17 protein-coding genes are annotated in these 25,580 nt (G+C 52.6%); 9 read left to right on the top strand and 8 right to left on the bottom strand.

All coding sequences use genetic code 11. The annotated features are described in order from the left end of the window. Positions 1 to 636: 636 nt before the first annotated feature. Complete coding sequence (locus tag H581_RS0130110) at positions 637 to 3,957, top strand: OmpL47-type beta-barrel domain-containing protein (protein WP_245600197.1); 3,321 nt, start codon at positions 637 to 639, stop codon at positions 3,955 to 3,957. 122 nt (positions 3,958 to 4,079) lie between these two features. Here H581_RS0130110 and H581_RS0130115 read toward each other — a convergent pair whose 3' ends face one another. Then, on the bottom strand, positions 4,080 to 5,672 hold the full coding sequence (locus H581_RS0130115; RefSeq protein WP_029192497.1) for a bifunctional metallophosphatase/5'-nucleotidase: 1,593 nt from the start codon (positions 5,670 to 5,672) through the stop codon (positions 4,080 to 4,082). Positions 5,673 to 5,868: 196 nt separating this feature from the next. Between H581_RS0130115 and H581_RS0130120 the strand changes: the two genes are divergently transcribed. From H581_RS0130120 to phnE (H581_RS0130135), 4 genes are all read left to right on the top strand, one after another. Next, positions 5,869 to 6,840 carry a phosphate/phosphite/phosphonate ABC transporter substrate-binding protein gene (locus H581_RS0130120; protein WP_156889738.1) on the top strand — a complete coding sequence of 324 codons (972 nt, stop codon included), beginning with the start codon at positions 5,869 to 5,871 and terminating at the stop codon, positions 6,838 to 6,840. 128 nt (positions 6,841 to 6,968) lie between these two features. Next, positions 6,969 to 7,742, top strand: coding sequence for a phosphonate ABC transporter ATP-binding protein (phnC, locus tag H581_RS0130125; RefSeq protein ID WP_029192499.1), 774 nt, complete (start codon positions 6,969 to 6,971; stop codon positions 7,740 to 7,742). After that, on the top strand, positions 7,739 to 8,530 hold the full coding sequence (gene phnE, locus H581_RS0130130) for a phosphonate ABC transporter, permease protein PhnE (RefSeq protein ID WP_029192500.1): 792 nt from the start codon (positions 7,739 to 7,741) through the stop codon (positions 8,528 to 8,530). Before phnC ends, phnE (H581_RS0130130) begins: the two co-directional genes overlap by 4 nt. Continuing rightward, positions 8,527 to 9,330: a phosphonate ABC transporter, permease protein PhnE gene (phnE, locus tag H581_RS0130135; protein ID WP_425414663.1), complete on the top strand. Its 804-nt coding sequence runs from the start codon at positions 8,527 to 8,529 to the stop codon at positions 9,328 to 9,330. The genes phnE (H581_RS0130130) and phnE (H581_RS0130135) overlap by 4 nt, the downstream gene beginning before the upstream one ends. A 276-nt stretch (positions 9,331 to 9,606) precedes the next feature. On the opposite strand, the gene H581_RS0130140 is transcribed toward phnE (H581_RS0130135), so the two are convergent. Both H581_RS0130140 and H581_RS0130145 read right to left on the bottom strand, forming a co-directional pair. Further along, a complete protein-coding gene (locus H581_RS0130140) occupies positions 9,607 to 10,266 on the bottom strand; it encodes a DUF4386 domain-containing protein (RefSeq protein WP_029192502.1) in 660 nt (219 codons plus the stop codon). A 117-nt stretch (positions 10,267 to 10,383) separates the two neighbouring features. Beyond that, a complete protein-coding gene (locus H581_RS0130145) occupies positions 10,384 to 13,155 on the bottom strand; it encodes a winged helix-turn-helix domain-containing protein (RefSeq protein WP_245600198.1) in 2,772 nt (923 codons plus the stop codon). 154 nt (positions 13,156 to 13,309) lie between these two features. Here H581_RS0130145 and H581_RS0130150 point away from each other — a divergent pair, with 154 nt between their 5' ends. Continuing rightward, positions 13,310 to 14,500 carry an MFS transporter gene (locus H581_RS0130150; protein WP_245600199.1) on the top strand — a complete coding sequence of 397 codons (1,191 nt, stop codon included), beginning with the start codon at positions 13,310 to 13,312 and terminating at the stop codon, positions 14,498 to 14,500. A 112-nt stretch (positions 14,501 to 14,612) separates the two neighbouring features. Here H581_RS0130150 and H581_RS0130155 read toward each other — a convergent pair whose 3' ends face one another. Continuing rightward, complete coding sequence (locus H581_RS0130155; protein ID WP_029192505.1) at positions 14,613 to 15,638, bottom strand: glycoside hydrolase family 88/105 protein; 1,026 nt, start codon at positions 15,636 to 15,638, stop codon at positions 14,613 to 14,615. Positions 15,639 to 15,708: 70 nt separating this feature from the next. Continuing rightward, positions 15,709 to 17,763 (bottom strand): beta-galactosidase, encoded by a 2,055-nt coding sequence (locus H581_RS0130160; protein WP_029192506.1) that lies wholly within the window; start codon positions 17,761 to 17,763, stop codon positions 15,709 to 15,711. A 121-nt stretch (positions 17,764 to 17,884) separates the two neighbouring features. On the opposite strand from H581_RS0130160, the gene H581_RS0130165 reads away from it, so the two are divergent. After that, positions 17,885 to 18,736, top strand: coding sequence for an AraC family transcriptional regulator (locus H581_RS0130165; protein ID WP_029192507.1), 852 nt, complete (start codon positions 17,885 to 17,887; stop codon positions 18,734 to 18,736). Positions 18,737 to 19,476: 740 nt separating this feature from the next. On the opposite strand, the gene H581_RS0130175 is transcribed toward H581_RS0130165, so the two are convergent. Next, the gene (locus H581_RS0130175; protein WP_029192508.1) at positions 19,477 to 19,881 is read right to left on the bottom strand and encodes a DUF6326 family protein; all 405 of its coding nucleotides are present in this window, start codon (positions 19,879 to 19,881) and stop codon (positions 19,477 to 19,479) included. 657 nt (positions 19,882 to 20,538) lie between these two features. On the opposite strand from H581_RS0130175, the gene H581_RS0130180 reads away from it, so the two are divergent. Next, positions 20,539 to 21,195 (top strand): hypothetical protein, encoded by a 657-nt coding sequence (locus tag H581_RS0130180; protein WP_029192509.1) that lies wholly within the window; start codon positions 20,539 to 20,541, stop codon positions 21,193 to 21,195. A 591-nt stretch (positions 21,196 to 21,786) separates the two neighbouring features. Here H581_RS0130180 and H581_RS0130185 read toward each other — a convergent pair. After that, complete coding sequence (locus tag H581_RS0130185) at positions 21,787 to 22,941, bottom strand: Gfo/Idh/MocA family protein (RefSeq protein ID WP_029192510.1); 1,155 nt, start codon at positions 22,939 to 22,941, stop codon at positions 21,787 to 21,789. 149 nt (positions 22,942 to 23,090) lie between these two features. Between H581_RS0130185 and H581_RS0130190 the strand changes: the two genes are divergently transcribed. Next, on the top strand, positions 23,091 to 23,984 hold the full coding sequence (locus H581_RS0130190; RefSeq protein WP_029192511.1) for an AraC family transcriptional regulator: 894 nt from the start codon (positions 23,091 to 23,093) through the stop codon (positions 23,982 to 23,984). 58 nt (positions 23,985 to 24,042) lie between these two features. Here H581_RS0130190 and H581_RS0130195 read toward each other — a convergent pair whose 3' ends face one another. Beyond that, positions 24,043 to 25,485, bottom strand: a complete 1,443-nt coding sequence (locus H581_RS0130195; protein ID WP_029192512.1) for a glycosyl hydrolase family 28 protein — start codon at positions 25,483 to 25,485, stop codon at positions 24,043 to 24,045. Positions 25,486 to 25,580 lie beyond the last annotated feature (95 nt).

Raw genomic sequence — 25,580 nt, forward strand, 5'->3', positions numbered from 1 at the left:
GTAACCCGTGGAATGGACATTTTGAAAAAGTGTCTATTTCACGGGTCACAGTTCAGTTATACCTGCGCCGCCGTTTTTTTATTTAGGTCAATAGCAGATTATGGGCAAGCGAAAACCATCCATCCTCCAGGCTCGCCTTCGGCAAGTCTCGAAGCAGAAACCGCTGGAATCCTCCACCATGCGTACAGTGGTTTTTATGCCCAGATCTTGGTGCATCGACAAAGTCAGGCTCCAACTTAACGCCGTTCATCTCGACGGAGGCTGCGGGTCAGGTTCATAAGCCCTTAACCGCATGCCTATACTGGAATTCATCCAGCGTAAGAACGGGTTTTCGTCCTATGGGGTGGCTATCCAGGATTTCATCCAGTGGAAAAAGCCTCGTATCCGAGTACGAGCCCTCAAACAGATAAAGTTACTGTGAATAATACAGGATAGGCCGAAAATAGGATGTGATGTTCGAAAGTTACTGTAATAAATCCAGTATAGGACTAGTCGTTTTTGCATGGTAGGGTAGCAGTAGGGTAGTAGAGTAAGGCAGCAATCAACCATTTTTACAATTTCCTATCACTATAGCAGATGTTCAGATGCTAGAATATGGACGATCGATAAGATTAATGATTCATGGGAGGAATTGAATTGATAAAGCTTACGCAATGGCACTCATCTGTGACACACAAATGGATCAAATCGGTTATCGCTCTATCTTTAGTCATTTCGCTGCAAGCCGGCTTATGGGGAGCCGCGGCTGCGGTTCACGCGGAAGGTCCGGCAGATCCGGCTCCATTTATCCAGCCTAAAGTCGTAAATGAAAATGCAGGCAAAAAGATTTTGTTCGACAATACCCACGCACAGACGGCTGGAGCGGCGGATTGGGTCATTGACGGCGGATTTTCCGATTTCGGACATGCACTCGCCAATGATGGCTATTATGTTCAGGAGCTTCGCAAAGCCGCTCCGTTTACCTACGATGATCTGAAGGATTACAGCGTGTTCGTTATCGCAGAACCGAATATTCCTTTTAAAGCAACGGAACAGGCAGCAATGACGCAATACGTAGAGGGCGGCGGCAGCATTTTCTTCATTGGCGACCACTATAACGCCGATCGCAACAAGAACCGGTGGGACGGCTCCGAAGCTATAAACGGCTACCGCCGCGGCGCATGGACGGACCCTGCTCAAGGCATGAGCGCTGACGAGCGCGGCTCAGAGGCCATGCAAGGCGTAACCAGCTCCGACTGGCTGGCGGACCAGTTCGGCATTCGCTTCCGCTTCAACGCGCTGGGCGATGTAACCGCCAATCAAATTGTGCCGCAGGAGCAAGCGTTCGGGATTACCGCCGGCGTCTCCGGTGTTGCCATGCATGCGGGCTCCACGCTTGCGATTACCGATCCGACCAAAGCTAAAGGTATCGTTTATTTGCCGGAAACGAATCAAGCCTGGGGCAGTGCTGTAGATCAGGGCGTATACAACGGGGGCGGCATAGCCGAAGGCCCATATGTCGCCGTTTCCAAGCTGGGAGCGGGGAAGGCCGCTTTTATCGGTGACTCTTCCCCGGTTGAGGATGTTTCACCGAAATATTTGCGCGAGGAGACCGGATCCAGAAAAACGACCTATGACGGCTTTAAGGAGCAGGATGATGCCGTATTGCTCGTCAACTTGGTTAACTGGCTGGCTAAGCAGGAAAGCTACACCCGTTTAACCGAGGTCAGCGGACTGCAATTGGACAATGCTACGGAATTGCTGTCTTTTGAAGACCCCGCCGCCTCGACCGAGCCGCAACCGGAACCATGGTCCGCCCCAAGCACGGGCTACAAGTGGTATGACCGCTCTACCTTTAAGCCTGGCTCATACGGCGGTCCGGCTTCAAGCGCCAACGCCGCATACAGCTTCATCAAGCAGGCAACGCTTCCTAATGCGCAGGATTTCCAAATTCGCGTTGTCGCCGACAATTTGCCAGCCAATACAACCGTATCGGGCTTTAGCGCAGGCATCTATTTGAGCGGAGGCACGCAGGTTGCCATGGTTCAAAATGAGAATGGCACATGGCCGATTTCCTATGGCTACAGCTCTGCTTTTAGCGTCACGTCCGATAGCAAGGGACATGCCTTTAAAGATTTGACCGTCCGTATCAAGCCCGGAACGTCCGGGCAGGCTAATCTGCGCCTGCGCTTGAACGGAAGCAACCTGATTACAAACGCGGTTACCGTGGGCAATGTGCCGGCGGAGCCGCTTCCGGAAGAGGAAGGCCCGATTCCCGCTATAATTCCAATCGCTGAAGCCCGTACGAAGCCGGTCGGTTCGACGGTGACGGTTGAAGGCGTATTGACGACCGAGCCGGGCGCTTTCGGCGGACAAGCCTTTTATATGCAGGATGAATCCGGCGGCCTTTATGTGTTTCAAAGCGCGAGCGGCTTCCATCAAGGAGACCGCATTAAAGTGACTGCCGCTACCGCCCTATACAATTCGGAACTTGAGCTGACGGATATCGTTGCGATTGAAAAGACAGGCACGGAAGCGCTGCCCGCTCCTGTTGCAACCGACCGGATAACAGCCGATAATCAAGGTCTGCTCGTTCAGCTTTCACAGGTAACCATTCACAACTTGGCGAGCGCAGCGCCTGCCGGTTCATTCGAGTTTGACGCCGTCGATGCGGCTGGCATCAGTAATCATATTCGCGTAGACACACGCACGGGCCTGTCGCTCGCTTCCTTCCCTTATATCGCAGGCCAGCAGGTCAGCATTACTGGCGTTGCAGCTATTTTCAAAGACGTCTATCAATTGAAGCCGCGCGGATTGGGCGATTTCGCCCCGCAAGGGGATGAGGCCGCTCCCGAAACAACGGCATCGCTTTCCACTGTGCCGAATGAGGCGGGATGGTTAAAAGAGGACGTTGCCGTAACCTTGACAGCCACCGATGCAAACGGCTCCTCCCCCATTCGTACGGAGTACGCGGTGAACGGGGGCGTCGACCAAGTCTATGAGGCGCCCTTCAACATCAGCGAAGAAGGAAGCACTGTAATTTCGTATTTCTCAACAGATGCGGCCGGCAATAAAGAGGCAGCTCAATTGTTAACGGTAAAGCTGGATAAATCCGCACCGAACGTTACCCTGACGCAGTCTGGAGGGGCAGTAACTGATGCGTTCGAGACGGATTCGCTTATTTTTGAGCTAAGCAGCTCGGATGCTTTGTCTGGCATAGCTGGCGAGCTGCTGCTTCTGGACGGCCAACCGGTCATCAGTCCTTATTCCATTTCAGGCTCCGAGCTTGGCATCGGCACTCACACGATTGCCTACTCGGTAACGGACTTTGCAGGCAATGAGGCCTCCCAGCAAGCTTCCTTCAACATTATCAGCGAACCGCTTGCGACAGGCGCGCCGGGGAAGCCCGTGATTTCAAGCAACAACGGCTATGATACAGGCCTTCTGGATGGCGATTATACGGTGTCCCTGAACATGTGGTGGGGCAACAATGGAACGAGCTATAAGCTGTATGAGAATGGCGAGCTCATCGATAGCCAGACGCTGTCCGATGCCTCCCCCTCTGCCCAATCTGCGCAAACCCATGTGAGCGGCAAGGCCAATGGAACGTATACGTACATCGCTGAGCTTACCAATTACATGGGGACAACCCGCAGCGAAACCTTGACGGTACGTGTGACCGATGCGTCTCCGGGCAAGCCTGTCTTGTTTCAAGACAACTGGGACGGCGACGGCCAATATAACATAACGATGAACATGTGGCGGGGAACGAACGCGACGGAATACCGCTTGTACGAAAATAACGAGCTCATCGACACCCAGTCTCTGCAAGCAGCCGCTCCTGCCGCTCAAAGCGCATTCACTGTCATTTCCGGGCGGCAGTCCGGAGTTTATGAATATCGTGCCGAGCTTATTAACGCGGAAGGCGTGACAACTAGTGAAACGATCACCGTTAAAGTTACTGTTCAGGGAAATTAACGAATGACCGCTTGAATCCCAAAATCGCGGAAGAAGCTTTAGCTCTCGCGCTTCCACTTAAGGAAACGCGAGAGCTTTTTTCTTAACCGCATTATTTTACTATTGGCAATAGCATGTAACGGTTAACCTGCCGTAACCTTCCAATTGTCCGTATGAGGAACGTCCAGCGGCTGATGCGTGCGAATGTAATTTTCAGCGAGCAGCGCCATATCCGTATCGCCCGTGTAAAGTACAGGCTTGCCTGCAAACATCGAATAATTCCCGCCGCCGGCAGCACGATAGCTGTTCATCACAACCGAGTAAAGCGAATCCATCCGCAATGGCTCTCCCTCGCGAATTAGCTTGACCACCCGGCTTCCCTCCGGCCGCGAAATATCCAGCTCATAGTCGATGCCTGCCCACATGTCGTAGTTGTAATGCTGCGCCTTCGGCTCCATGTAGGACGGATTGACCCTAATCTCCCCTTGATCGTCCAGCGAAAAATAACATGCGGTCTGCTCAAGCGCATCCCGAATATCCTGCCCGCTTAGCTCCAATACCGTCAGCGTATTGGGATAGATGAAATTCGCCAATACATCCCGCGTTGTCACCTTATTTCCGAAGCCGCGCGACTCCTTGCTTAGTAAAGCGGCGTTGGAAAGCTGCGCTCCCGTAGCCTCCATCTGAACCTGATGGACAAAAGCCATGAACGGATGGGCGGCCAACCGGAGGCCGGCCGCGCTCTGAATCGACAGATCGCCGATGATTTCGCCAATCGGCTGATCCAGCCAAGCTTGCGTATGCCGCTCAAGCTCCTCGGTAAGAACCATGACAGCGGTGTCCGGCAAGTCAGACGCCTCCGGGTAAAGCAGCTCAGCTTGCTTGCTTGTAATTTGCCATTGTCCATCAGGCTGCTGCTCCAGCTGCACCGCTACATGGGCGGCGGATGAGCCATTACAGCCCGTCTGCACAATGGTGACGCCATGCAGCTCTTCCGCCAGCGAACGGTGCTGGTGACCGGTCAGCAATACATCTATGCCTGCCACCTCGCGGCAAATGGCATACGCTTGATTTTCGCCTGTCAGCGGTTCGGCCGGCTGTTCCGTTGCAAGATCATTTTCAAATCCCCCATGATAGCTGACGATGACGACATCCGGCTGCTCCTTGTCGCGTATGTGCTGAACCCAGGTTCGTATCGTCTCTAATGCATCGAGGAACCGCAGCCCTTTAATATGTTGAGGCTTCTCCCAATTGGGTATATAGTGGGTCGTTGCCCCAAGCAAGGCGACTTTCACGCCGCAGGCCGTTTGCTTCATGATGTACGGGGGGCCGAATGCAGGCTCGCCACTCTGTGCATCCACAATATTAGCGGACAGCCATGGAAAATTCGACGCCTGAACGGCACGGGTTAACATGTCTGGACCGTAATTAAACTCATGATTGCCTATAACGGCGGCATCATAACCTAACTCGTTCAGCACCTCAATAAAAGGATGCGTCTTATCATTGTCTTGAGAAGCGGCGGCGTAAGCGGCTAACGGCTCGCCTTGCAGCAAATCCCCGTTGTCCACCAGCAGCAGCTCGGGAGCCCGTTCGCGCATCCGCCTGATAAGCGCGCCCAATAGCGCAAGCCCCGTATGGCTGTAGGCGTTAGTCGGGTAATGAACCGGACGGATCGCTCCGTGCAGATCGCTGGTCAATAGAATATCGTACGTATATTTGTTCGATTGCGTCATGATGGCCCTCCTCCTCGTCGTCGCAGCATGGTTTTCGCCAATGAGGCTATTCTAGCAAAATCCGGTTCAAGTTAGCAGGCAGGAAAGACTATTTTACAAACAATTCATTTATCGTTGATGTTCCACAAATAAAGATTGAATATAGTAGGCAAGTGTCAAAAAATAGAATCTCTTGGAGGGTTTTAGATTGAAAAAGATGTATGCCTACATGTTGCCGCTATTGCTCATTTCGCTCTTGCTTGGAGCTTGCGGAACGAACAATGCGAACGGTTCGGCTGGAACCGAATCCGCTAGCCCAACTCCTTCTGCCGAACCGGACCCGACAGCAACTCCGGATGCAGGCTATGCGCCGACAGAATTAACCGTTCAATTCGTTCCTTCCCAAAACGCCGACACTCTTGAAGCAAAAGCAAAACCGCTCGAGAAGCTGCTGAGCGATAAGCTGGGTATCCCGGTTGAGGTTAGTATTTCAACGGACTACAACACTATCATTGAAGCTATGGCTTCCAAAAAAGTAGACGTAGGCTTCCTTCCCCCGACAGCCTATGTACTGGCAAAAGATAAAGGCGCCGCAGAAGTCATTCTTCAAGCGCAGCGTTTTGGCGTACAGGATGACACAGGCGCCCCTACCGACGAGCTCGTTGATTTCTACAAATCGATGATTATCGTGAAGAAGGATTCGGCTATTCAAACCGTCGCTGATTTGAAGGGCAAAAAAATCGCCTACCAGAACGTGACCTCATCCGCAGGTTTCGTATGGCCGGCCGGCAAACTGCTCGAAGAGGGGCTTGATCCGCTGAAGGACGTAATCCCGATCACGGTCAAAGGACATGACCAGGGCGTAATCGCCGTCCTTAACGGCGATGTCGACGCGGCGGCAATTTTCCAGGATGCCCGTACCATCGTTGCGAAGGATTACCCTACTGTATTCGAGGACACTCGTGTATTAACCTTTACCGAGAACATCCCGAACGATACGATTTCGGTCCGCTCCGACATGAACGCGGAATGGGTCGAGAAGATTCAAAATGCCTTTATCGAGCTGGGCCAGGACGAAACTACCCGCACCATTATTTTTGATATCTACTCTCACCAAGGCTACGTGAAATCCGAGGACAGCATCTTCGATATTGTTCGCGAATACGGCGAGAGAGTTAAAACCGAGTAGGACTCCCACGCAAGAACGGGATGGAATAGAGCCATCCCGCGCTTAACCAAAGCCAGTCCGAGTGCCCACGCGCCTGGACTGGCTATCCCTTTATTCATACGATAACCCGCATAGGAAGGATTGATCCCGTGATCGAGCTTCGGAATGTATCCAAAATGTACCCCAACGGGACAAAAGGCTTGAACCAAATGAATATCTCCTTCGCCCAAGGCGAATTTGTCGCGATTGTCGGACTGTCCGGCGCCGGCAAATCGACACTGCTTCGCTCAATTAACCGTCTTCACGATATTACCGAAGGCGATATTTTGATAGACGGCCAATCGATTACGAAGGCCAAAGGAAAGCAGCTAAGACTCATCCGCCGGAATATCGGCATGATCTTCCAAAGCTTTAACCTGGTCAAGCGCTCCTCCGTGCTGCGCAACGTGCTCGCCGGCCGTGTCGGCTACCACTCTACGCTGAGAACGATACTCGGGCGTTTTCCCGAGAAGGATATGAACCTCGCCTTCGAGGCGCTGGACCGCGTCAACATCGTCGAGAAAGCCTACTCGCGTGCGGATGAGCTTTCCGGCGGACAGCAGCAGCGGGTAGCCATTGCCCGCGTATTGGCGCAGGAAGCGAAAATTATTTTGGCCGATGAGCCGGTTGCCTCGCTAGATCCTCTTACGACCAAACAAGTCATGGACGATCTGAAAAAAATCAATACGGAGCTTGGCATTACGACGATCGTCAACCTGCATTATGTCGACTTGGCCAGGCAATACGCCACCCGTATCGTGGGGCTTCGCGCCGGACAAATCGTATTCGACGGACCTGTTTCGGAGGCGACGGACGAACGCTTCGCGGAAATATACGGACGGCAGGTCGGCAAGGACGAGCTGCTGGGAGAACAGCGTGTATGAGCGCCGGTGCTGAGTTGAAACGTCCGAAAGCGCCAAGCAAGCTCAAGCATTATCTCACGGCGGCGATTGTTGTGCTGCTGCTCTGGGGAAGCTCAATTCAGACCGATGCTACGTTAGGCGAGTTGATCGAAGGTTTTCCGAATATGTTCGATCTGCTTCGGGAAATGTTTCCGCCAAAATGGACCTACTTAGATAATATCGTTGGAGCGATGCTCGACACGATCCGCATGGCACTCATCGGCACAACGCTGGGCGCGATCATGGCGATTCCGGTTGCACTGCTCTGCGCCGGCAATCTAATGGCACAATGGTGGCTTCGCTACCCGGTCAGATTCGTTCTTAACCTGATCCGCACCATACCCGACCTGCTGTTAGCTGCGATTTTTGTAGCGATATTCGGGCTCGGGCCTTTGCCCGGCATATTCGCCTTATCCATCTTCGCGCTGGGCCTTATAGCGAAGCTGACATATGAGGCGCTGGAAGGAATTGACCGCGGTCCGCTGGAAGCGATGACGGCCACCGGCGCCAACGGGATTCAGCGGATCGTATTTGCGGTTATCCCGCAAATCAGCGCTCACTTTATGTCGTTCACGCTGTATACCTTTGAAATCAATGTGCGGGCGGCAGCCGTTCTCGGTCTTGTCGGCGCCGGCGGCATTGGCCACTATTATGAAATTACACTAGGCTTCCTGGAATATGACAAAACGAGCGTTATTATTATTTTCACATTATCGATCGTCTTGCTTATCGACTATGCAAGCTCGAAGCTGCGGGGGAAGCTGCTATGATGAAATCATGGAGTCACATGGTGCAGGCACCTAAGAAAAACCGCTACCGCTGGCTGATTTACCTTGCGCTTGCCGCCGTCTATATTTGGGCTTTCGCGGGTGTGCCCTTTACCGGCTTTAAGGAAACAGCCGTTCAAATTACGAAAGCGATCATGACCGGCATTCTTGCTCCGGATTGGGATTTCGTTTATTTGCCTGAGGGCGAGGACCTGCTGCGCGGCTTACTGGAGACGCTCGCCATCTCCATATTGGGTACATTTATTTCGACACTGATATGCATCCCGTTCGCTTTTTGGGCGGCCGTTAATATGAGCGGTTCAAAAGTCGTATCCGGTTCCGGCAAAATGGCGCTCAGCTTTGTCCGGGCCGTTCCCGAAATCATTATGGCGCTCATGTTCATCAAGGCTGTCGGCCCCGGCTCCTTCGCCGGCGTCCTGGCGCTCGGCTTGCATTCCATCGGGATGCTGGGTAAGCTGTTCGCCGATGAGATCGAGAATATGGATAAAGGTCCGGTCGAGGCATTAGTCGCCACCGGTGCGAATCGGCTGCAAATGCTGTGGTTTGCCGTCATTCCCCAGGTGCTTCCCGGCTTTCTGTCATACACGCTGTACCGCTTCGAGATCAACATGCGCTCCGCCACGATCCTCGGCGTCATCGGCGCCGGCGGAATCGGCACGCCGCTCATCTTCGCGCTCAGCACCCGCAACTGGGATCGCGTCGGCATCATCCTGCTCGGCATTGTCGTCCTGATTACGATAATCGACATCCTCTCAGGCGCGATCCGCAAGCGGCTGGTATAGTAGAAGCGCAAGCAGTTGGTATAATCTAGCGCTATTCGCTCTGCTTCTTCGCTATAGCCGCACGGCACTCCGCTAAATAGCCCGTACTGGTGAACGCTCACCTCTGTACGGGCTGTTTTACTTCCAATTTGCTCGGAATCGTTGTAATGATTACCGTCATCGACCTAATCTCCGGCTATGTTCGCAAGAAGCTGGTGTGAGGAAAGAGGCGGGGACGGGAAAGAGCCGGATGCCTGGACGGCATCCGGCTCTTAGAGGCGAGGGGGATAGCTGCCGTCACTCCATCCTGTTGAATCCTTTGGTAATCAACCATACCGGAAAAACAATTTCAAATATTCCCCCTGGAATAAATAGAATAAATCCAAGATCAAACCCGATTATCGTTAAACAACTGCTTGCCAGTAACGCTATATAACCGACAACGCCCAGCAAAGACAATATTCGCGGGATCAGCCTCGTTCGATACAACAAATAACAGAACATGATGCTGCCTAAACTAAGAACAAGCATCGCCAGCTCAAAAGCCAAATCTTGTCCTCTGATTGCCAGATTCCCAATCGTCAGATAATAAGAACCTTCTGCGCCCCCTTGGGTTATATATTCTTGGCTTAATGCAAGAAGCGTCAGCGGGCAGATGAAACCCGCGATGAGCAGTGCGGACTCTATAATTCTCGAGCCGAAGTATCCAAGAGCGATCGATTCGTTATGCTGCTTCAAGATTGGAAACATGAGCATGGCAATACCTACCACTGCCGCGGAGTTGATTAACTCAAGAAACAAGCCGGCGATTACTTTCATTCGGTCAGGATAGAGCCGGGAAAGGAAAGCAGGCTGGTTTAGAACAGAATCGATGAGTCCGCTTCCGGCCATGAATGCAGCCGTCGCGATTAAAAATAATACGCCTACCATCCTTGCGGTGCCTTTGTTTGATGTCATGTCCTTCTCCTTTTCGATTTGCATGATTTACTGTCAGTATATCGGCAACGGAGATGAACGTATAGACACTAAAGTGTTGGTTTGGGGGTGTTGGTTTGGGGGTGTTGGTTTGGGGTACTATTCAATCCATCCAAACTTTCGGGCGAGTGCGATCGCCTCTGTACGCCGTTGTACCTGCAGTTTTTCAAATAGGCGTCGATTGTGTCCTTTAACCGTATCCAAGGCAAGGAAAAGTCTTTCCCCGATCTCCCGATTGGAGAGTCCAAGAGCAATAAGCTGCAATACTTCCAGTTCGCGTTGCTTCAATGGCTCTATAAGGAATGTGGAATCCGCTTCACTCCTCTTCTTCTCCGTTTCACATGCAGCCAGCAGCTTTTCGATATAGTCAGGCAACTTCCCATGAGCAGCTGCTTCGGACAATAACGGTACGATCGGAGGCCCTTCGTCGATGAATATACGTATAAATCCGCCCGGCTCAGCCAGTTCAAGCGTTTTAATTAATAAGTGTACGGCCTGGTTCTTCTCCCCATGAGCATGCAGCGCCGCCGCTTGCAGAATCATCGCTTTCAGCCGTTCGTCCTCCCGACTTTTAGCCTCCGCCTGAGAGCGAAATAACTCAAGCAATGCCAAAGCTGCAGCAGGATCACCATTCGCCAGATGAGCGCGAGACAGGCCTAGCGGTAACTGGTGGGTTTTAGCCAGATGCAGAGCTCCTTCCAAGTCCCCCCGGCGAAGCATCCCAAGCACCTGAACCTCAGCCATTTCAGGCAACCGATGCAAGTGGTTATGCACGCGGGCGAATTTTTTAGCATCCGTTAGAATGGTGGCTGCGTTAACCCAATCACGATGGGCAAGCTTTAATCGGGCGAAAAAGATCTCGCAAGTGACGAGGGTGTCTTTGCTATTGGCCTGCCGTGCCAATTGAACGCTCTGCTGCGCGTATTGCATCGCATTCTCAAGGTCGTTCCATTCATAGCAAATACGGGCCAAGCCCATATTAGCTTCGCATACGGCGGGCAACGGCAGATCGCCGGTCAGCTTCAGCGCGCTCCGGTAATGTTCCTCAGCCTCATATAAACGATTATCTGCTTCCAGCAGGTTGCCTAGGCCGACGGTCGCCATAATTCCAATCATATTTCTCCCCATCTTCCAGCCTAAAGACAGGACCCCGTTATAAGCCTCTCTTGCTTCGACACGATCTCCGCGGAGCTGGTAAGCAACCCCCATCAACCATAAAGCAGTAATTCGCACAGGGAGTAAGTCAGGACTCAGATATTCCATGGCGCGTTGGGACAGGGCTATAACGGTATTCAACTGATCCGGCTCCATAGCCAACGCGGCATGCGTCGGGGTAATATGTCCGACAAGGTCATTGGTTTTGTCATCTGCTTCCGTCATCTGCATCGCAGCTTCTGCAGCTTGCAGTTTCTGTTCCCAGGCGGATGATTGTCCTGTAATCACAATGGCAGCTACCGCGGCGCGCGTGACAGCGATCATGCCGATCAAGTTGTTACGTTTGGCATCCGTTTCCGAGCCTTGCATGGCTTTCTCCGCGGCCTGCAATTTGGTTTCAATATCAGTAGGCTTGCCAGCCATCAACAATGCCGAGGCATACATGACCCACAACGAAGGTCTCGCATCCAATTCAGTTCCGGTGAGGGACTCCAGCCAGTTCAGCACAGGGGCAACCTCTCCTCGGAGATGCAGAGGCATTCCCTCGCCTTCAACAAGCCGCGCGGCTTGTTCCATATTACCGGCGGCAACGGCCTGGCGAAAAGCTTCCATCGCTAAGCCGTTGCTTTCATACCACACGCTTGCGCGATGATGTAATTCAGCAGCGTTCACCGATTCAGCAGAAGTGGAAATACGATGCTGTAATCGTTGCCGCAGCAATTCGGCAAAAAGATGGTGATAGCGATACCATCGTTGTTCAGCATCCAGGGGAACGATAAACAGATTGGCGCGTTCAAGAGAAATAAGGACTTCATCTCCGGGAACGGAGGGATCATTCAGCAGGAGCGCATTGCAAAGCGACCCGCAGAACCGGTCAAGAACCGATGTATAAAGTAAAAATCTTTGAACGGATTCCGGCTGTTTTTGCAGCACTTCTTCCATGAGATAATCCAGCAATAAACGTTGATTTCCGATGAAAGACTTCACGAATGGATCGGTTTCCGGATGCCCCTTCATGGATACGGCAGCTATCTGCAGAGCGGCAATCCATCCTTCCGTACGGACTTCCAGCGCCGATACTTCCTCCAATGGCAGCGCCATATTCATCGCATGGTTAAGAAACGCTGACGTCTCCTCATAATTAAATCGCAAATCATCGACGCCCAGATCGGTTACTTCGTTCCTGACTCGTAAGCGGGCCAAAGGCAAACCCGGTTCCTCGCGTGTAATAATGACCACGTGCATCTGTGGCGGCGAGCGCTCAAGCAGAAAGGCAACCGCTTCGTTAACGGATCTGCTGTGAATCAAATGGTAATCGTCAAGGACGAGAAGGAATGGTTCAGGGAACTTCGCAAGGTCATTGATCAGCGCAGCCAGAATCGAATCGACCGGCACGGATTGCGGGGATTGAAGCAAATCCAGCGTTTGGTTTTCTTGTTTCTCTGCAATCGCGTGCAACGCTGCAATGAGATAAGTCAGAAAGCGGTGAAGGTCATTATCCGCTTCGTCCAGCGACAGCCATGCAGCCGGCCGGTCGCAGCCGGAGAGCCATTCACTTACCAGGGTGGTTTTTCCATAGCCGGCGGAAGCCGAAATCAAGGACAGCTTGCGGCGCAAACCTTCGCTCAGCCTCTCCGTCAAGCGTTGGCGGGGAACGGCTTTAAGCCGTGGTTGAGGGATATAAAGCTTCGTTGCGATTAGGGGTGAAGACATCATCTCTCACCTGTTTCCCGGGGAACCCGAATATATTAGTATACTTACTTATTGTAAGTAAGTCAAAATGATTGGATAATATCCGTTTACTTTGCGTTCTTACAAAAATATAGCAACCTAATTATAATACAAACAAGAAGAACAGAAGGGATCGATAATGATGAAAACATACGCGTTTACGATTTATATGCTCACCCTCGGAGTGTTCCTGACTGCAACCTCCGAATTGGTCGTATCCGGCATTTTACCCCGAATCGCCGAGGATGTAAATATATCCCTGGCCATAGCCGGACAACTGATTACGGCTTATTCCTTGTCCTTTGCAATCACAACTCCGATTGTTATTGTTCTGACGAGCCGTTTGAACCGGAAATCGCTGCTCGTCGGTTCGCTAATCGTCTTTATCGCCGGAAGCGCTTTGTCCGCCTTTAGTCCGAACGTCGAGACGTTAATGGCTTCCCGCGTGCTGCTCGGAGCGAGCTCCGGCGTCTTCCTTGTTGTATCGCTGGGCATCGCCGCAAAGCTTGTACCCGCCGAGAAGCTCGGGCGTTCCATCGGAACGATTATTTTGGGCTTTAGCAGCGCGATGATACTAGGCGTGCCGCTCGGCATCGCCATTGCCGACCTGATCAATTGGCAGTTTATTTTTATCATTCTCGGCGCGCTAAGCGCACTGGTCGGCGCAGCCATTATTCGTCTGATGCCCGCCGTGGAAGGAGATGCCCCGATTCCGTTTCTGCGCCAGCTGAGGCAAGTCGGCAGCGCGGTTATCCTTACCGCCTTTTTGCTTTCGCTGTTCCGCGAAGGAGGAAACTCCGTGTTTTTAACGTATATTTCGCCTTACATGCAGCAAATGATGAGCTTCGAAACGGCGGATATCGGCTTCATGATGCTTGCGCTCGGCTTGATCGGCGCGTTCGGCTCCTGGCTTGGAGGCAGCCTGGTCGACCGCTGGGGAACTCTGCGTACGCTCGGAACCAGCCTCGTCATTCATCTGATGGCTTTGGCGCTATTGCCCGTCTTTACGTTTTCGGTCCCGCTCGCGGTTGCTCTTATCGCTATCATGTTTATGGCTTTGTTCGCCTCCGGCCCCGCCGTGCAGAGCTATATGATTCAGCAAGCGCCTAAGTCCGCAAACTTCGTCCTGAGCTTGAACACCTCGGTCATTCACCTCGGCATCGCCGGCGGTGCGGGAGCGGGAGGATATTTAGTCAATGAAACGGCGACGCTCCGTCAGCAACCTTGGCTTGCGGCCGCTCTTATTGCAATCAGCTTGGCCGCCGCGCTGGTCAGCTTCGCGTTAAGCCGGAGGAACACGGGCTCCCTTGAAATGAAAACATTGGTGTGATACGGGATGTCCGAATCTTGACCGAATGATTGACAGAGCTTACCCGATGGGGACTTCCAGCTGTAGATTCAGACGCCGTGTCCGTTCTAACTCCGTTTCAGTTGTCCTAGTTTCATTTCTCATTCTCGATGACCGCAGCCAAAAAAGCGAGCGCCAGTCCCTGCCCCCAGCCTTGGGCCCATTTCCTGTCGATGCCGAGATAGCCGGCGATGTCGTTCATGACGGCGGTACCTCCCGATACGTTCAGCACGCGACCATTGTCCGCGATGTTCGTAAGTAAGCCGTTAAGCGCCTTCTGCACGTACTTCGCGTGCAGCGGATTGCCTTGGGTGACCATTGCCGCGGCGATGCCCGCCGTCGCCGATACTTCGCCGTAGGCATCCGGATAATCGAGAACGGTGCCCCAGAGGCCGTCTTCCTTCTGAAGTTTCTTGATGGCGGCCAGCTGGTCGCGCAATGAACTCCAAATATGCATCATCGGAGGATACAGATAGCCTTCCGGCAGTATCCTTGCCGCCCGGGACATCGTATAAGCCGCCCAAGCGTTGGCGCGAGCCCAGTAAATGCCGGACATATGGTCCTTCTTGATATGGTTGTAGCCGTGATACCACAGCCCGTCTTTTTCGTCCTGCAAATAGTTAATATGCCAGAAAAATTGATGTAAGGCGTCGTCTACGAGATGTTTTTTGTCGAACGCGATGCCTACGCGCAGCATGAAATAAGCCGCCATGAACAGCGTGTCCGCCCAGCACTGCTCCGGAAAATCGTTATTGGCCGATACCGTATGCTGAAGCACCCGGTCGCCGAAACGCAGCGCTTTATTCTCCAGGTAGTCGACCTTGCTGAAAATAAGCTTGGCATACTTCTCGTCCTTCGTATGCTCGTATAGCGTGAGCAGGATATGCCCCATTGCGCACGTATTAACCGTCCAGTCCGGCAGACCCGCTTCGATGTATTCGTCCACCCAAGCAATCATCCGATCGAGGTAAACTTGCTCGCCCGTTACCTCGAACGCCCGGCTGACGCCGTAGTAGGCGACTCCTCCCGGCCAATCCCATGTCAAGTCCATGTCGAATGTGTACTCCGTCACACGTCCGGCGATTTGCTTCAAATCGCTTGCTTTTACGTTAATTTTCATCTTGTTCATCCCCTCATTCACATGTCCAAAGCCCCTGCTGGGCGCAGGGGCCGTGGTACAGATTTAAACTCTACATATGAAGCTTTACAATCCATACATCGCGGCCCGCAAGCTCCGCTTTGCCGCCATCCATCGGACGGCCGGTCAACAGGTCAACGCCAGACCGATCGCCCAGTTCGACCGTTACGGCATCCGCGTTATGGTTGAGCACGAACAAGTACTCCTGGCCGTCCTTGGAACGAAGCGTCGTCTCCACGCCCTCCGGCGCGGAATGAACGAGAGGTTTGATACCGCGGGAGGAACATAGCTGCGAGAGCCAATCTTGAAGGAACGCCGCCTCCGGGCTCGTGGCCAAGTACCAGGCTTCGCCTGCGCCGAACTTGTTAACGGTAAGCGCCGGCATGCCGCGATAGAAATCGTCGCCGTACACCGCCTTCACTTCGGCGCCTTCCGAGTGGATCAAGTCGCAGAGCATGCCGCATTCGTATTCCGGCTTCAAGCCGGAAGCGCCATCCGGTAAGACAATCCGGTTGCGCTGGCTGGGAAGCAAGGCATCGATGTCTTCCGCCCATATGCCGAGCAGCTTCCGCAGCTCGCCGGGATAGCCGCCCGTTTTCACAAGATCGTTTTCGTCTACGATGCCGCTGAAGAAGGTCGTGATGAGCGCGCCGCCTGATTGTACATAGTTCTCGAGCTTATCCGCTATACCCTGCTTCACCATATACATAACGGGCGCAATGACGAGGTCGTAACCGCTAAGATCGGCTTCCACGCTGACGACGTCCGCCGCGATTCCCGATCGGTAAAGCGCATCGTAGAACTTGTGCGCTTCGTCCACATAACGAAGGGCAATGGTCGGACCGCTGGACATTTCAACTGCCCACCAGTTTTCCCAGTCGAACAGAATGGCGACTTTGGCCTCGACCCGGGCATCCAGGAGCGTATCGCCGAGCTTCCCGAGCTCCGCGCCAAGCTGGGCGCATTCGCGGAATACGCGGGTATGCTCGTGGCCGACATGCTCGATAACGGCTCCGTGATATTTTTCGCAGGCGCCGATCGACCGGCGAAGCTGGAAGAACAGAATCGTATCCGCGCCTCTGGCTACCGCTTGGTAGCTCCATAGCCGCATGACGCCCGGGCGCTTAAGCGAGTTGTAAGGCTGCCAGTTTTGCTGGCTCGGCGTCTGCTCCATAAGCATGAACGGCTGACCGTCCTTCAGGCCGCGCATCAGATCGTGCATCATGCCCGTGTAGCTGTGCGGCGTATCGAAACGCGGATAGTTGTCCCACGATACGACGTCCATGTGCTTCGCCCATTTATGGTAGTCGAGCTTCTTGAAGGCGCCCATCAAATTCGTCGTGACGGGAATGTCCGGCGTATGCTTTTTGACCGCTTCATATTCAAGCTTGTAGCAGTCGAGCAGGCTGTCGGAATGGAAGCGGATATAGTCGAGCGAGATGCCCTGGAAGTTCGTTTCCGTCCGTCCGTTCGCGCCGGCCCATTCCTCGCTGAGGCCGCTTGGCAAGACGATGTCTTCCCAGTCGTGGAACGTATGACCCCAGAATCCGGTATTCCAGGCGCGATTCACCTCGTCCAGCGTGCCGTAACGCGCTTTCGCCCATTCGCGGAAAGCCGCTTCGCAGTTGTCGCAGTAGCAATTCCCGGCACCGCCGTATTCGTTGTTGATATGCCAAATGAGCAGAGCCGGATGGCCCTTGTAGCGCTCCGCGAGCTTCTCCGCCATACGCACCGCATACTTGCGATAGGTTGGGCTGTTCGGGCAGGAGTTGTGGCGTCCGCCGAATTTGCGTTTGCGGCCGTTGAAGTCGACTTGAAGAACGTCCGGGTATTTGCGCGCCATCCAAGCGGGATGCGCCGCCGTGCTTGTCGCGAGACAGACGCCGATTCCGTCCGCGTGAAGCTTGTCCATCATCTCGTCGAGCCAGCCGAAATCGTAGGTTTCCTCGTCGGGTTGGTTTTTCGCCCAAGCGAATACATTGAGCGTCGCCACGTCAATGCCGGCTAGCTTGAACATGCGTAAATCTTCGTCCCAAATCGGCTTCTCCCATTGGTCGGGGTTGTAATCGCCGCCGTACCAAATTTTCGGTTTTTTTGTGTTAATCATCTTGCCACACCTCGTCTTATATGATAAAACTGCATTTGATAACTTTATATTATGGCTTATAATGACTATATCCAATATAAAAAAAGTGTAGAAGCATATAAGAATATGGAGGTTTTATAAGATGCGCCTCGTCGTTCCCGCCTCCCCCGCGGAATTGCTGCCCTTGCAGCTGGAAACGATTGGTATCAAACACGACCAAGAGACGATCGACCGGCCGAATGGCTATCCCTATTACCATTGGCTTCAGACGCTGGAAGGAGAAGGCGAGCTCTCGATGAACGGACGCAGCTGGAGAATGACGGATCGGTCGGGCGTCCTTCTCGCGCCGGGGACGCCTCATCGATATGAAGCCAGAGGCGGCCGGTGGCTGACCGGCTTCATCACCTTTCATGGAAGCTCGGCCGCAAGCATCGTGCAATCGCTCGGCTGGAGCATCGCCGAACGCTTTCAATGGGAAGCGGTCAACGATCAGATTACGGGCGAGCTGGAAAGCTTGCTGTCGTTCGCAGAAGCAGGCGGCGATCCGTCGGGATGGCGGTACTCCGCGGATTTGTACCGGTTCCTGACGCGGCTCCGGACCGATGCCCGCACGGACAACCGGCCGTCCATGTCGACGCGGCTGGGGCGAATCCAAGGTCTGTTAGATTGGCTTGAAAAAGAATTCGCCAACCCGGGAATCGGATTAGCGGAGATGGCGACGCAGCTCGGCATCGGCGAACGGCAGCTGAACGAAAGATTTCGCGAGCTGTTCGGCCAGACGGCATACGCTTATTTGATTCAGCTGCGGCTCCGCAAGGCGAAGGAATGGCTTCCTTCCCGTCCGGATTGGACCGTGCGCTGCATCGGTGAAGCGGTCGGGTTCCGCGACGCGAGCCACTTCGTGGCCACGTTCCGCCAGAAGGAAGGCATGACGCCGGATGCGTACCGGAAGCTATATGGTTCGGGAACTGTTTCAGGATTCAATCCGAAGTGACATGCTCCCGCCGCTTTAGAAGTGGAGGCTTGGAGTATGAACGACCTTAGCCCCATTACCCTGACCAGAAAATCGGATGCTTCGGAAGATGTAAATCGCAAGTCGCCGGCGCGCACTTCGTTTAATTGATTCAGGACACGCATTCGGGATATAGACAATCGGGGGTCTTCGCGGGCGATGACGGCGAGATGCATCTGGGATGGAAGGTGGTCAAGCAGAAAATTGACAATGTGATCTACCGATGAGGCATGAATCACGTGATAGTCGTCGAGTACGAGGATGAAAGGTTCAAGAACGTTAGAGATGGCATTGATCAGGTTCGTCATCAAAGATGGGATCGGCGGCGGCTGCGGGGATTGCAGCAACGGAAACATGCCTTCCCCGAAAGGCACCCCCGCTTTTTGCAGAGCAGCAACAAGATAGGTCAAAAAACGCAAGGGATCGTTATCTCCCACGTCGAGAGACAACCAAGAAACCGGTTGCGTTAGACCGCAGAGCCATTCACAGACCGCCGTCGTTTTGCCGAAGCCCGCCGATGCGGAGACAAGCGTCAGCTTGCGATGCTTGCCTGTATTCAAACGTTCGGTCAGGCGGGGACGGTGAATCCGGTTTAACCGAAGCGGAGGCATATTGAGTTTGGTGGATATAATTGGTATAAGCATACATTCATTATATGATCCTGCTGCTTTCACCGTCAACATTCCCGCGCCGCTACTCAGACGCAAACTCAGCGAAACGGTTTATTCAACGCCATTCTTCCATACCCAAGCGTTCCAAATAATAATCAGCAGACAAATCGTCTCAATGGATGCAAAAAATATATAGTGAAGATAAGCCGATCCGCCGCCAATAACGAATATTATCGTGATTATAGCAGCAATCATGTTGGTCCAACGGTTTATTTTATAACTTAATGCCCTGGATAAAAAGATCATCATAATTGGAATCTCTATTAGAATTGCAAATACCAGCAGCAAGCCTTGATTCACTTGAATTTCCATTGTCCCTTCTACAATATCTTTCATGAATCCGGGTGTGATAAAACTGAGGATATCCGCAAAAGCCATATTAAACATGACTATAATCCATAATGTTGAAAGCTTAACCTTCACTCCCATTTTTTGAGTTTGTTTCAGTTGATTCATTGTTTCTCTTCTCCTTCCATTTAAGTTGTTTTTCGGGTCTTCCGCTCAGACCGTTGTTGTCGCGCATACTGAGATTCCGGAGAGCCGGATCGTTCATAAACATTCGCTTTCAAGGAAGATTCCAGCACCACGGATTACGTTATGATGTTTTACAATTAGTGTAAACACAAGACGTAAGGCCGTAAAGATACTTTAGTACTGTCTAGACCTTTGAACACAAGCAACATGCCCTTCTAAATGCGTTAGTAATTATATGCCGTTAAACGGTAAACTATCGCGTATGGAACGCCCTGCCTTTATTCAATGTCTCCTAGAACTCCAAAATAATCTTCAATGAGAACGAAGCATTCTCCATTCTTTGCTCTCGAATCACTGAAATATTATCAATACCTACCTTCTAACATTGACATCAGACTGGTTTACAAAAGACTTTATTCCCATATTCCCGCAGAAAGAGGAAGATTGATCAACTCGATTCGGTGATATCATTCTCCAGTATAAATTCCGCTAAAACGCCTTGTTGAAATCACCATGATATGGTACATTATGTACAAATTCACGGTGTGAAGCACATACCGCTTTGATACGGCGCTCCTCTTGGAGCACGATCGTATCGGGGCGGTTTTTTTATGTGCTCTTCATAAGGAAGGTGAAGAGATGAGTTTGTTGTTTGAAGAGGTCTATGGTCACTGGATAAGCAAACAGTTAGAAGAGGAGAAAAATCCCAGACGAAGAGAACTCCTAAGGAAAGGGTTGAGTCACGGAACCGTCATATTTCTGCGCTCGATATGGTTTCCCGCCATTGGAAATCTGGACGATCTATACGCTGAGTATGAGGTACGCGACTTGAACAACAGATATCGTTATCTGGATCTTGCTTATATGCCGGGAGGCGCGAAAGGCTGCATTGAGATTCAGGATTTTCGCACTCATGCCAGAGATATCGAAACAGGCCGGTTCAAGGATCTGTGTATGAAGCAAGCCTTTCTGGTCCTTGATGATTGGTTCTTTCTGCCCGTCGCTTACTTGTCTGTCCGCGACGATCCAGGCGTTTGCAAACAATTGGTTCTTTCCTTTGTCGGGAAGTTCCTGTCTATTGACGTGACATCTAATCTGAATTGGGCGGAAGCGGAAACGTTACGATTTGCTCGCAGATTGATGCGTACTTTTGAGCCGCGAGAGCTTGCAGCTCATCTGCTGCTTTCGGAGAACCGCACCCGAGTTGTACTTCGTCATCTTGTGGTCAAGAAGCTGGTGATTGTAGCGAGCGGAAAACAACGATACCGTACATATCGGCTGAGCAACGAGCTCTAATGGTCTAACGGTTGCCACAGTCGTTATTCGCCCAAAAAAGCCGTTCTTGAAAACCTAACGGTTATAATCACCGCTATCTGTGCCACTAATAACCCAACTCATTAGAAAACAAGGAAATAGCGTCTATGACAACCGTTAAATCATGAAAGAGACTAAAATCGGCGAATTAACGGTTGTGGCAACCATTAGAAATGCTATACTCCCTGTACACGGGACTAAAACCGGGATTCGCCCCTTTCGGGGTAGCCAAAAGAGGTATAACCGGTCTCCCGAGCCACCTCTGTGCTTTTTTATGGAGCCAAGGGGGACTCGCCTTCCTTTTGGTGGAGCCTAAGGGGACTGAACCCCGGGGTTCGCCTTCCTTTTGGTGGAGCTTAGGGGGACTGAGCCCCGGGGTTCGCCTTCCTTTTGGTGGAGCCAAGAGGGATCGAACCCCTGACCTCATCGCTGCAAGCGAAGCACCCTCCCGGCTCTAAATTGAACCCCACGCTCCCAATGAAGCTCTGCCGCGCGTCCGACAGCTGCGCGTGCAATAGAAAAAGGGTTGCCCCAAAAGTAGAAGATTCTACTTTCAGATGCAGCCCTTTTCGGTTACGCCTTATAATCGCTTCCCATTGTGATCTTGCTGCTCTGGAAATTCTCGACCGAGCCGGTCTTCTCATAGAAGTGAATGGCGTTCGCCTGGATGCCTTCGCGCGTATAGAACGGATCCTCCGGCCCGATTGGAAACCTTACGTTCTGCCCCAAGCTGGCGGCTTTGTATATGCCGATGATCAGCTCAAGCGTCCGGCGTCCGCTTTCGCCGTCGATCAGCACCGGCGCGCCCGTCTCGATCGCGGTCAGAATATTGTCCACCTGTCCGGCGTGGCCTTCATACCGGACCTCGGGGAGGCTGTCGTACCGGGCCATAATTTCATCAGCCAGCTGCGTATTGGGCACGGGGAAACCGTTCGGCTGCGCATTCGACGCCGTAACCTGCCACGGCGCGGATACGCGGGCCTTCGCCCCTTGGAAGATGAGCTGCTGCTCCTCGCCATGATGGACCACCGAGCTCGTAATCTGTGCCAATGCTCCGTTCGGATAGCGCAGGATGGCGACGGATAAATCCTCCACCTCCGCGTTATCATGCGACACATTGCTCATCACCGCGAGCAGCTCGCTTGGCTGCCCCATCATCCACAGCAGGGCATCGATGTGATGGACCGCATGATTTAACGTGCAGCCGCCGCCTTCCTTCTCCCATGTGCCGCGCCACCACAAATCATAATAGGAGTGGCCGCGCCACCAGAAGGAATCGACCTGCGCATGGACGACCGGACCGATCAGATCGGCGTCGAGTATCGATTTGAGTTTCATGAGCGGCGTTTTGAATCGATTCTGAGCGACAACCGAAAGAATTTTACCGCTTGCGCGCGCAGCCGCATTCATTAAATCGCATTCTTCCAGCGACGATGCCATCGGCTTCTCAACCAGGACGTGTTTGCCGGCTTGAAGAAAATCAATCGCGATCGGCGCATGGGTGTACGGAGGCGTACACACCGATACCAAATCGATATCTTCGTCCAGCAGTTCCTTGTAATCTTTCACCGCCCTGGCGGAAAGCCCGTAGCGGTTAATAACCTCCTGCGCTTTCTCTACGTAAATATCGGCGACCGCAACGATCTCGCAGCGGGAACCGAACTGCAAATACGCCCCAATGTGAGCCCCCGATATCGAGCCTGTACCAATAATCGCAACTTTTAACATAAATAAGCAGCCTCCCTATTCCCGTGATGATTGCTTTGCTCACTCCACTATACCTATAATAAATAGATAAAAGTTATAGTGGATTGCGGGAAAAATAACGCTGTGTTGCGGTTGTCCGCGAACGGTTGAGGAAAGGACGGATGGCGCGAATGACGATTGTTCCAAACGCCCCCATATGGGACGTTCCCCTTTATTTCGCCTATAAACGTATCAGTGCAAATAACGAGCTTAAGGAAACGTTCCACTCCCATCAAGGGATCGAAATTCTGCTGATCCATCAAGGCAGGGGAACGATGATTGTCAATCATACGCCATATGAGATTAAACCCGGAATGCTGTGCGTCTTCCAGCCCTATCAGCTTCATCATCTCCAGCTTGATTACGCCGGCGGCTGCGCCTTCGAGCGTTCGATCGCGACCTTTGAACCGACGATGTTTGAAGCTTTTTTCGAGCAATGGCCTGCGCTTCATGCGTTCTATAAGCATATGTATTTGGGTAAGCTGTCCTCCCCGTGCATCTATGGACTGGAAGAGGCCTCGCTGCTGGACCCCGTGTTTCAGAGCATGAACGATCGGCTGCCCGCTTTATCCAAAACGGATCAATTCGAGGAAATCTCTCTCTTCCTTGTAGCTCTGTTCCGGGCGCTCAAGACGGTCTGGCAGAAACAAACGGAGCAGCCGATGCCTCGCCCTCCCCGGCAAACGCATCAGGCGGAGAACATATTGAAATGGATCGAAACGCATTATACGGAGCCTTTCCGATTGGACGTCATGGCGAAAGAGCTTCATTTGTCCCCCTATCATGTATCCCATTTATTCAAGGATGCGATCGGGATCAGCATTTCCGCCTACATCTCGGCGCGCAGAGCCCACCAAGCGGCGTGGCTGCTGGCCACGACGCATAAGCCGATCACCCTTGTCGCGGAAGAGGTCGGCATTACGAACAGCTCTTACTTTTGCAAAATGTTCAAAGCCCAGATGGGCGCGACGCCTCACCAATACCGCAAACGATTGGTGAAGCACGAGGGGCCGAAGCGTGATTGACTCGCGCTTCGGCCCCAACTTACAAGCTCCGTCTAAGACTGGAAAGAAGACCTGTTAGCTACTCTTCAAATCGTACGTTACTCACAAACTCGTTATACAGAATGTTGCCGTTTGCCGCATCCGTGACCGGAGTCCCGTTCACTTTCACATTGACAAATGTCACGCCGTCAACCACCCGTTCCCGGTCATACCCGTAAATGCGGGACGGATTTTGATTGGCGCCGTTATAATCGATATTGCTGAATACAATGTTCTCAATCCGCCTGCCCGGCACCGGATTATATTTCTCATTCCACACGACGCGGACATCCACGAGCTGGCCCAGCTCGAAATCCTCCACGCGGATATCGTTGAACGTGACGTTGCGGACCGTATTGTTGTCGCCGGCGCAAACCGCCATAACGCCCCAATAGTTTTCCTGCGGCTCGTGATGCTCCAGCACATCGATGTTATCGAACCGGATATTCTCGACGATATCGCCGTCTTTCTGATGGTCGCCATGAATGCCGATATGCATCGCATGGGCCACATCCGCCCAAAAAACGGAATCCGTCACCGTAATATTGCGGGAATCGCCGTAATAATCGCCCCTGCTGCCGTATATGGCGATGCAGTCATCCGAAGTGCGCAGGAAAACGTCCTTGATCTGCACATCCGAGCTCGACATCATGTCGATCCCGTCGCACCACCCGCGAATGCTGAACGATTTGAAGTTGCGGACGCGAATATGCTCCGACTGTCCGAGATAAATGCTGTAATGCGGCGGGTCCAGCAAAATGAGGCCTTCGATTTCGATATTTTTGGAGAAAGTAACTTGGACGCCTCGCAAATAAGTGCTTTTTTCGAAATCGGACATGTATAGGATGCCTCTGCCGCGAATGACGATATTTTCCGCATGCTTGCAGATCAAGGAGCCGATTATCACTGCCCCGCCCGCAACGTAAACCGTCGTCCCTGACGGGATAAGCAATATGTTATCCTCCAAGCGGTGAATGCCCGGGGCAAAATACAGCGTGCTTCCTGGTCCGGTCTTCGAGTCCGCCAGTCCCTTCAATGCTGCCGCCAGCTCCTCGGAGCGATGGCTTCCTGGATTGACGAGGAATACATCCGAATCGTCCGCCCCCGGCGGATTGTCCTCAATCGGACCCGCGAACAGATGCAAATTGCTGAAGCGCTCGCCGTTCACTTCGATCGAAAGCTTACAGGGGCGATCCAGCGTAAAGCTGATCGTATCGCCGTCTTCCGATTGAAAGGCTATTCCCGCCGATAAAGGGCGAATGACCGCCTCCCGGATCGGCTGCTTATTCGAGACGACCCGCACCTCCACGGTACCCTCCATGTCGAAATAAGCCATCGACGCCGACCGGACATGATGCATGTCCACCTTCGCCTCAAAGACGAACAACGGCAGCCATTCGCCGCCGGGCATGCGCACATTTACCGTAAAATCATCGTTCCCGATTGCCAAGTCGGGCTGCTCGTACACAATCAATTGATTCATGTTTACCTCCTGAGATAGATTCAATCTATTTCCGTACGCTCTCATAATAAAGGCAGAGTCACATCATTCCTGCTCCAGCCTCAAGAGTTTGCACG

Origin of the sequence: Paenibacillus harenae DSM 16969 (assembly GCF_000422465.1) — a bacterium.
Classification (GTDB): Bacteria; Bacillota; Bacilli; order Paenibacillales; family Paenibacillaceae; genus Pristimantibacillus; species Pristimantibacillus harenae.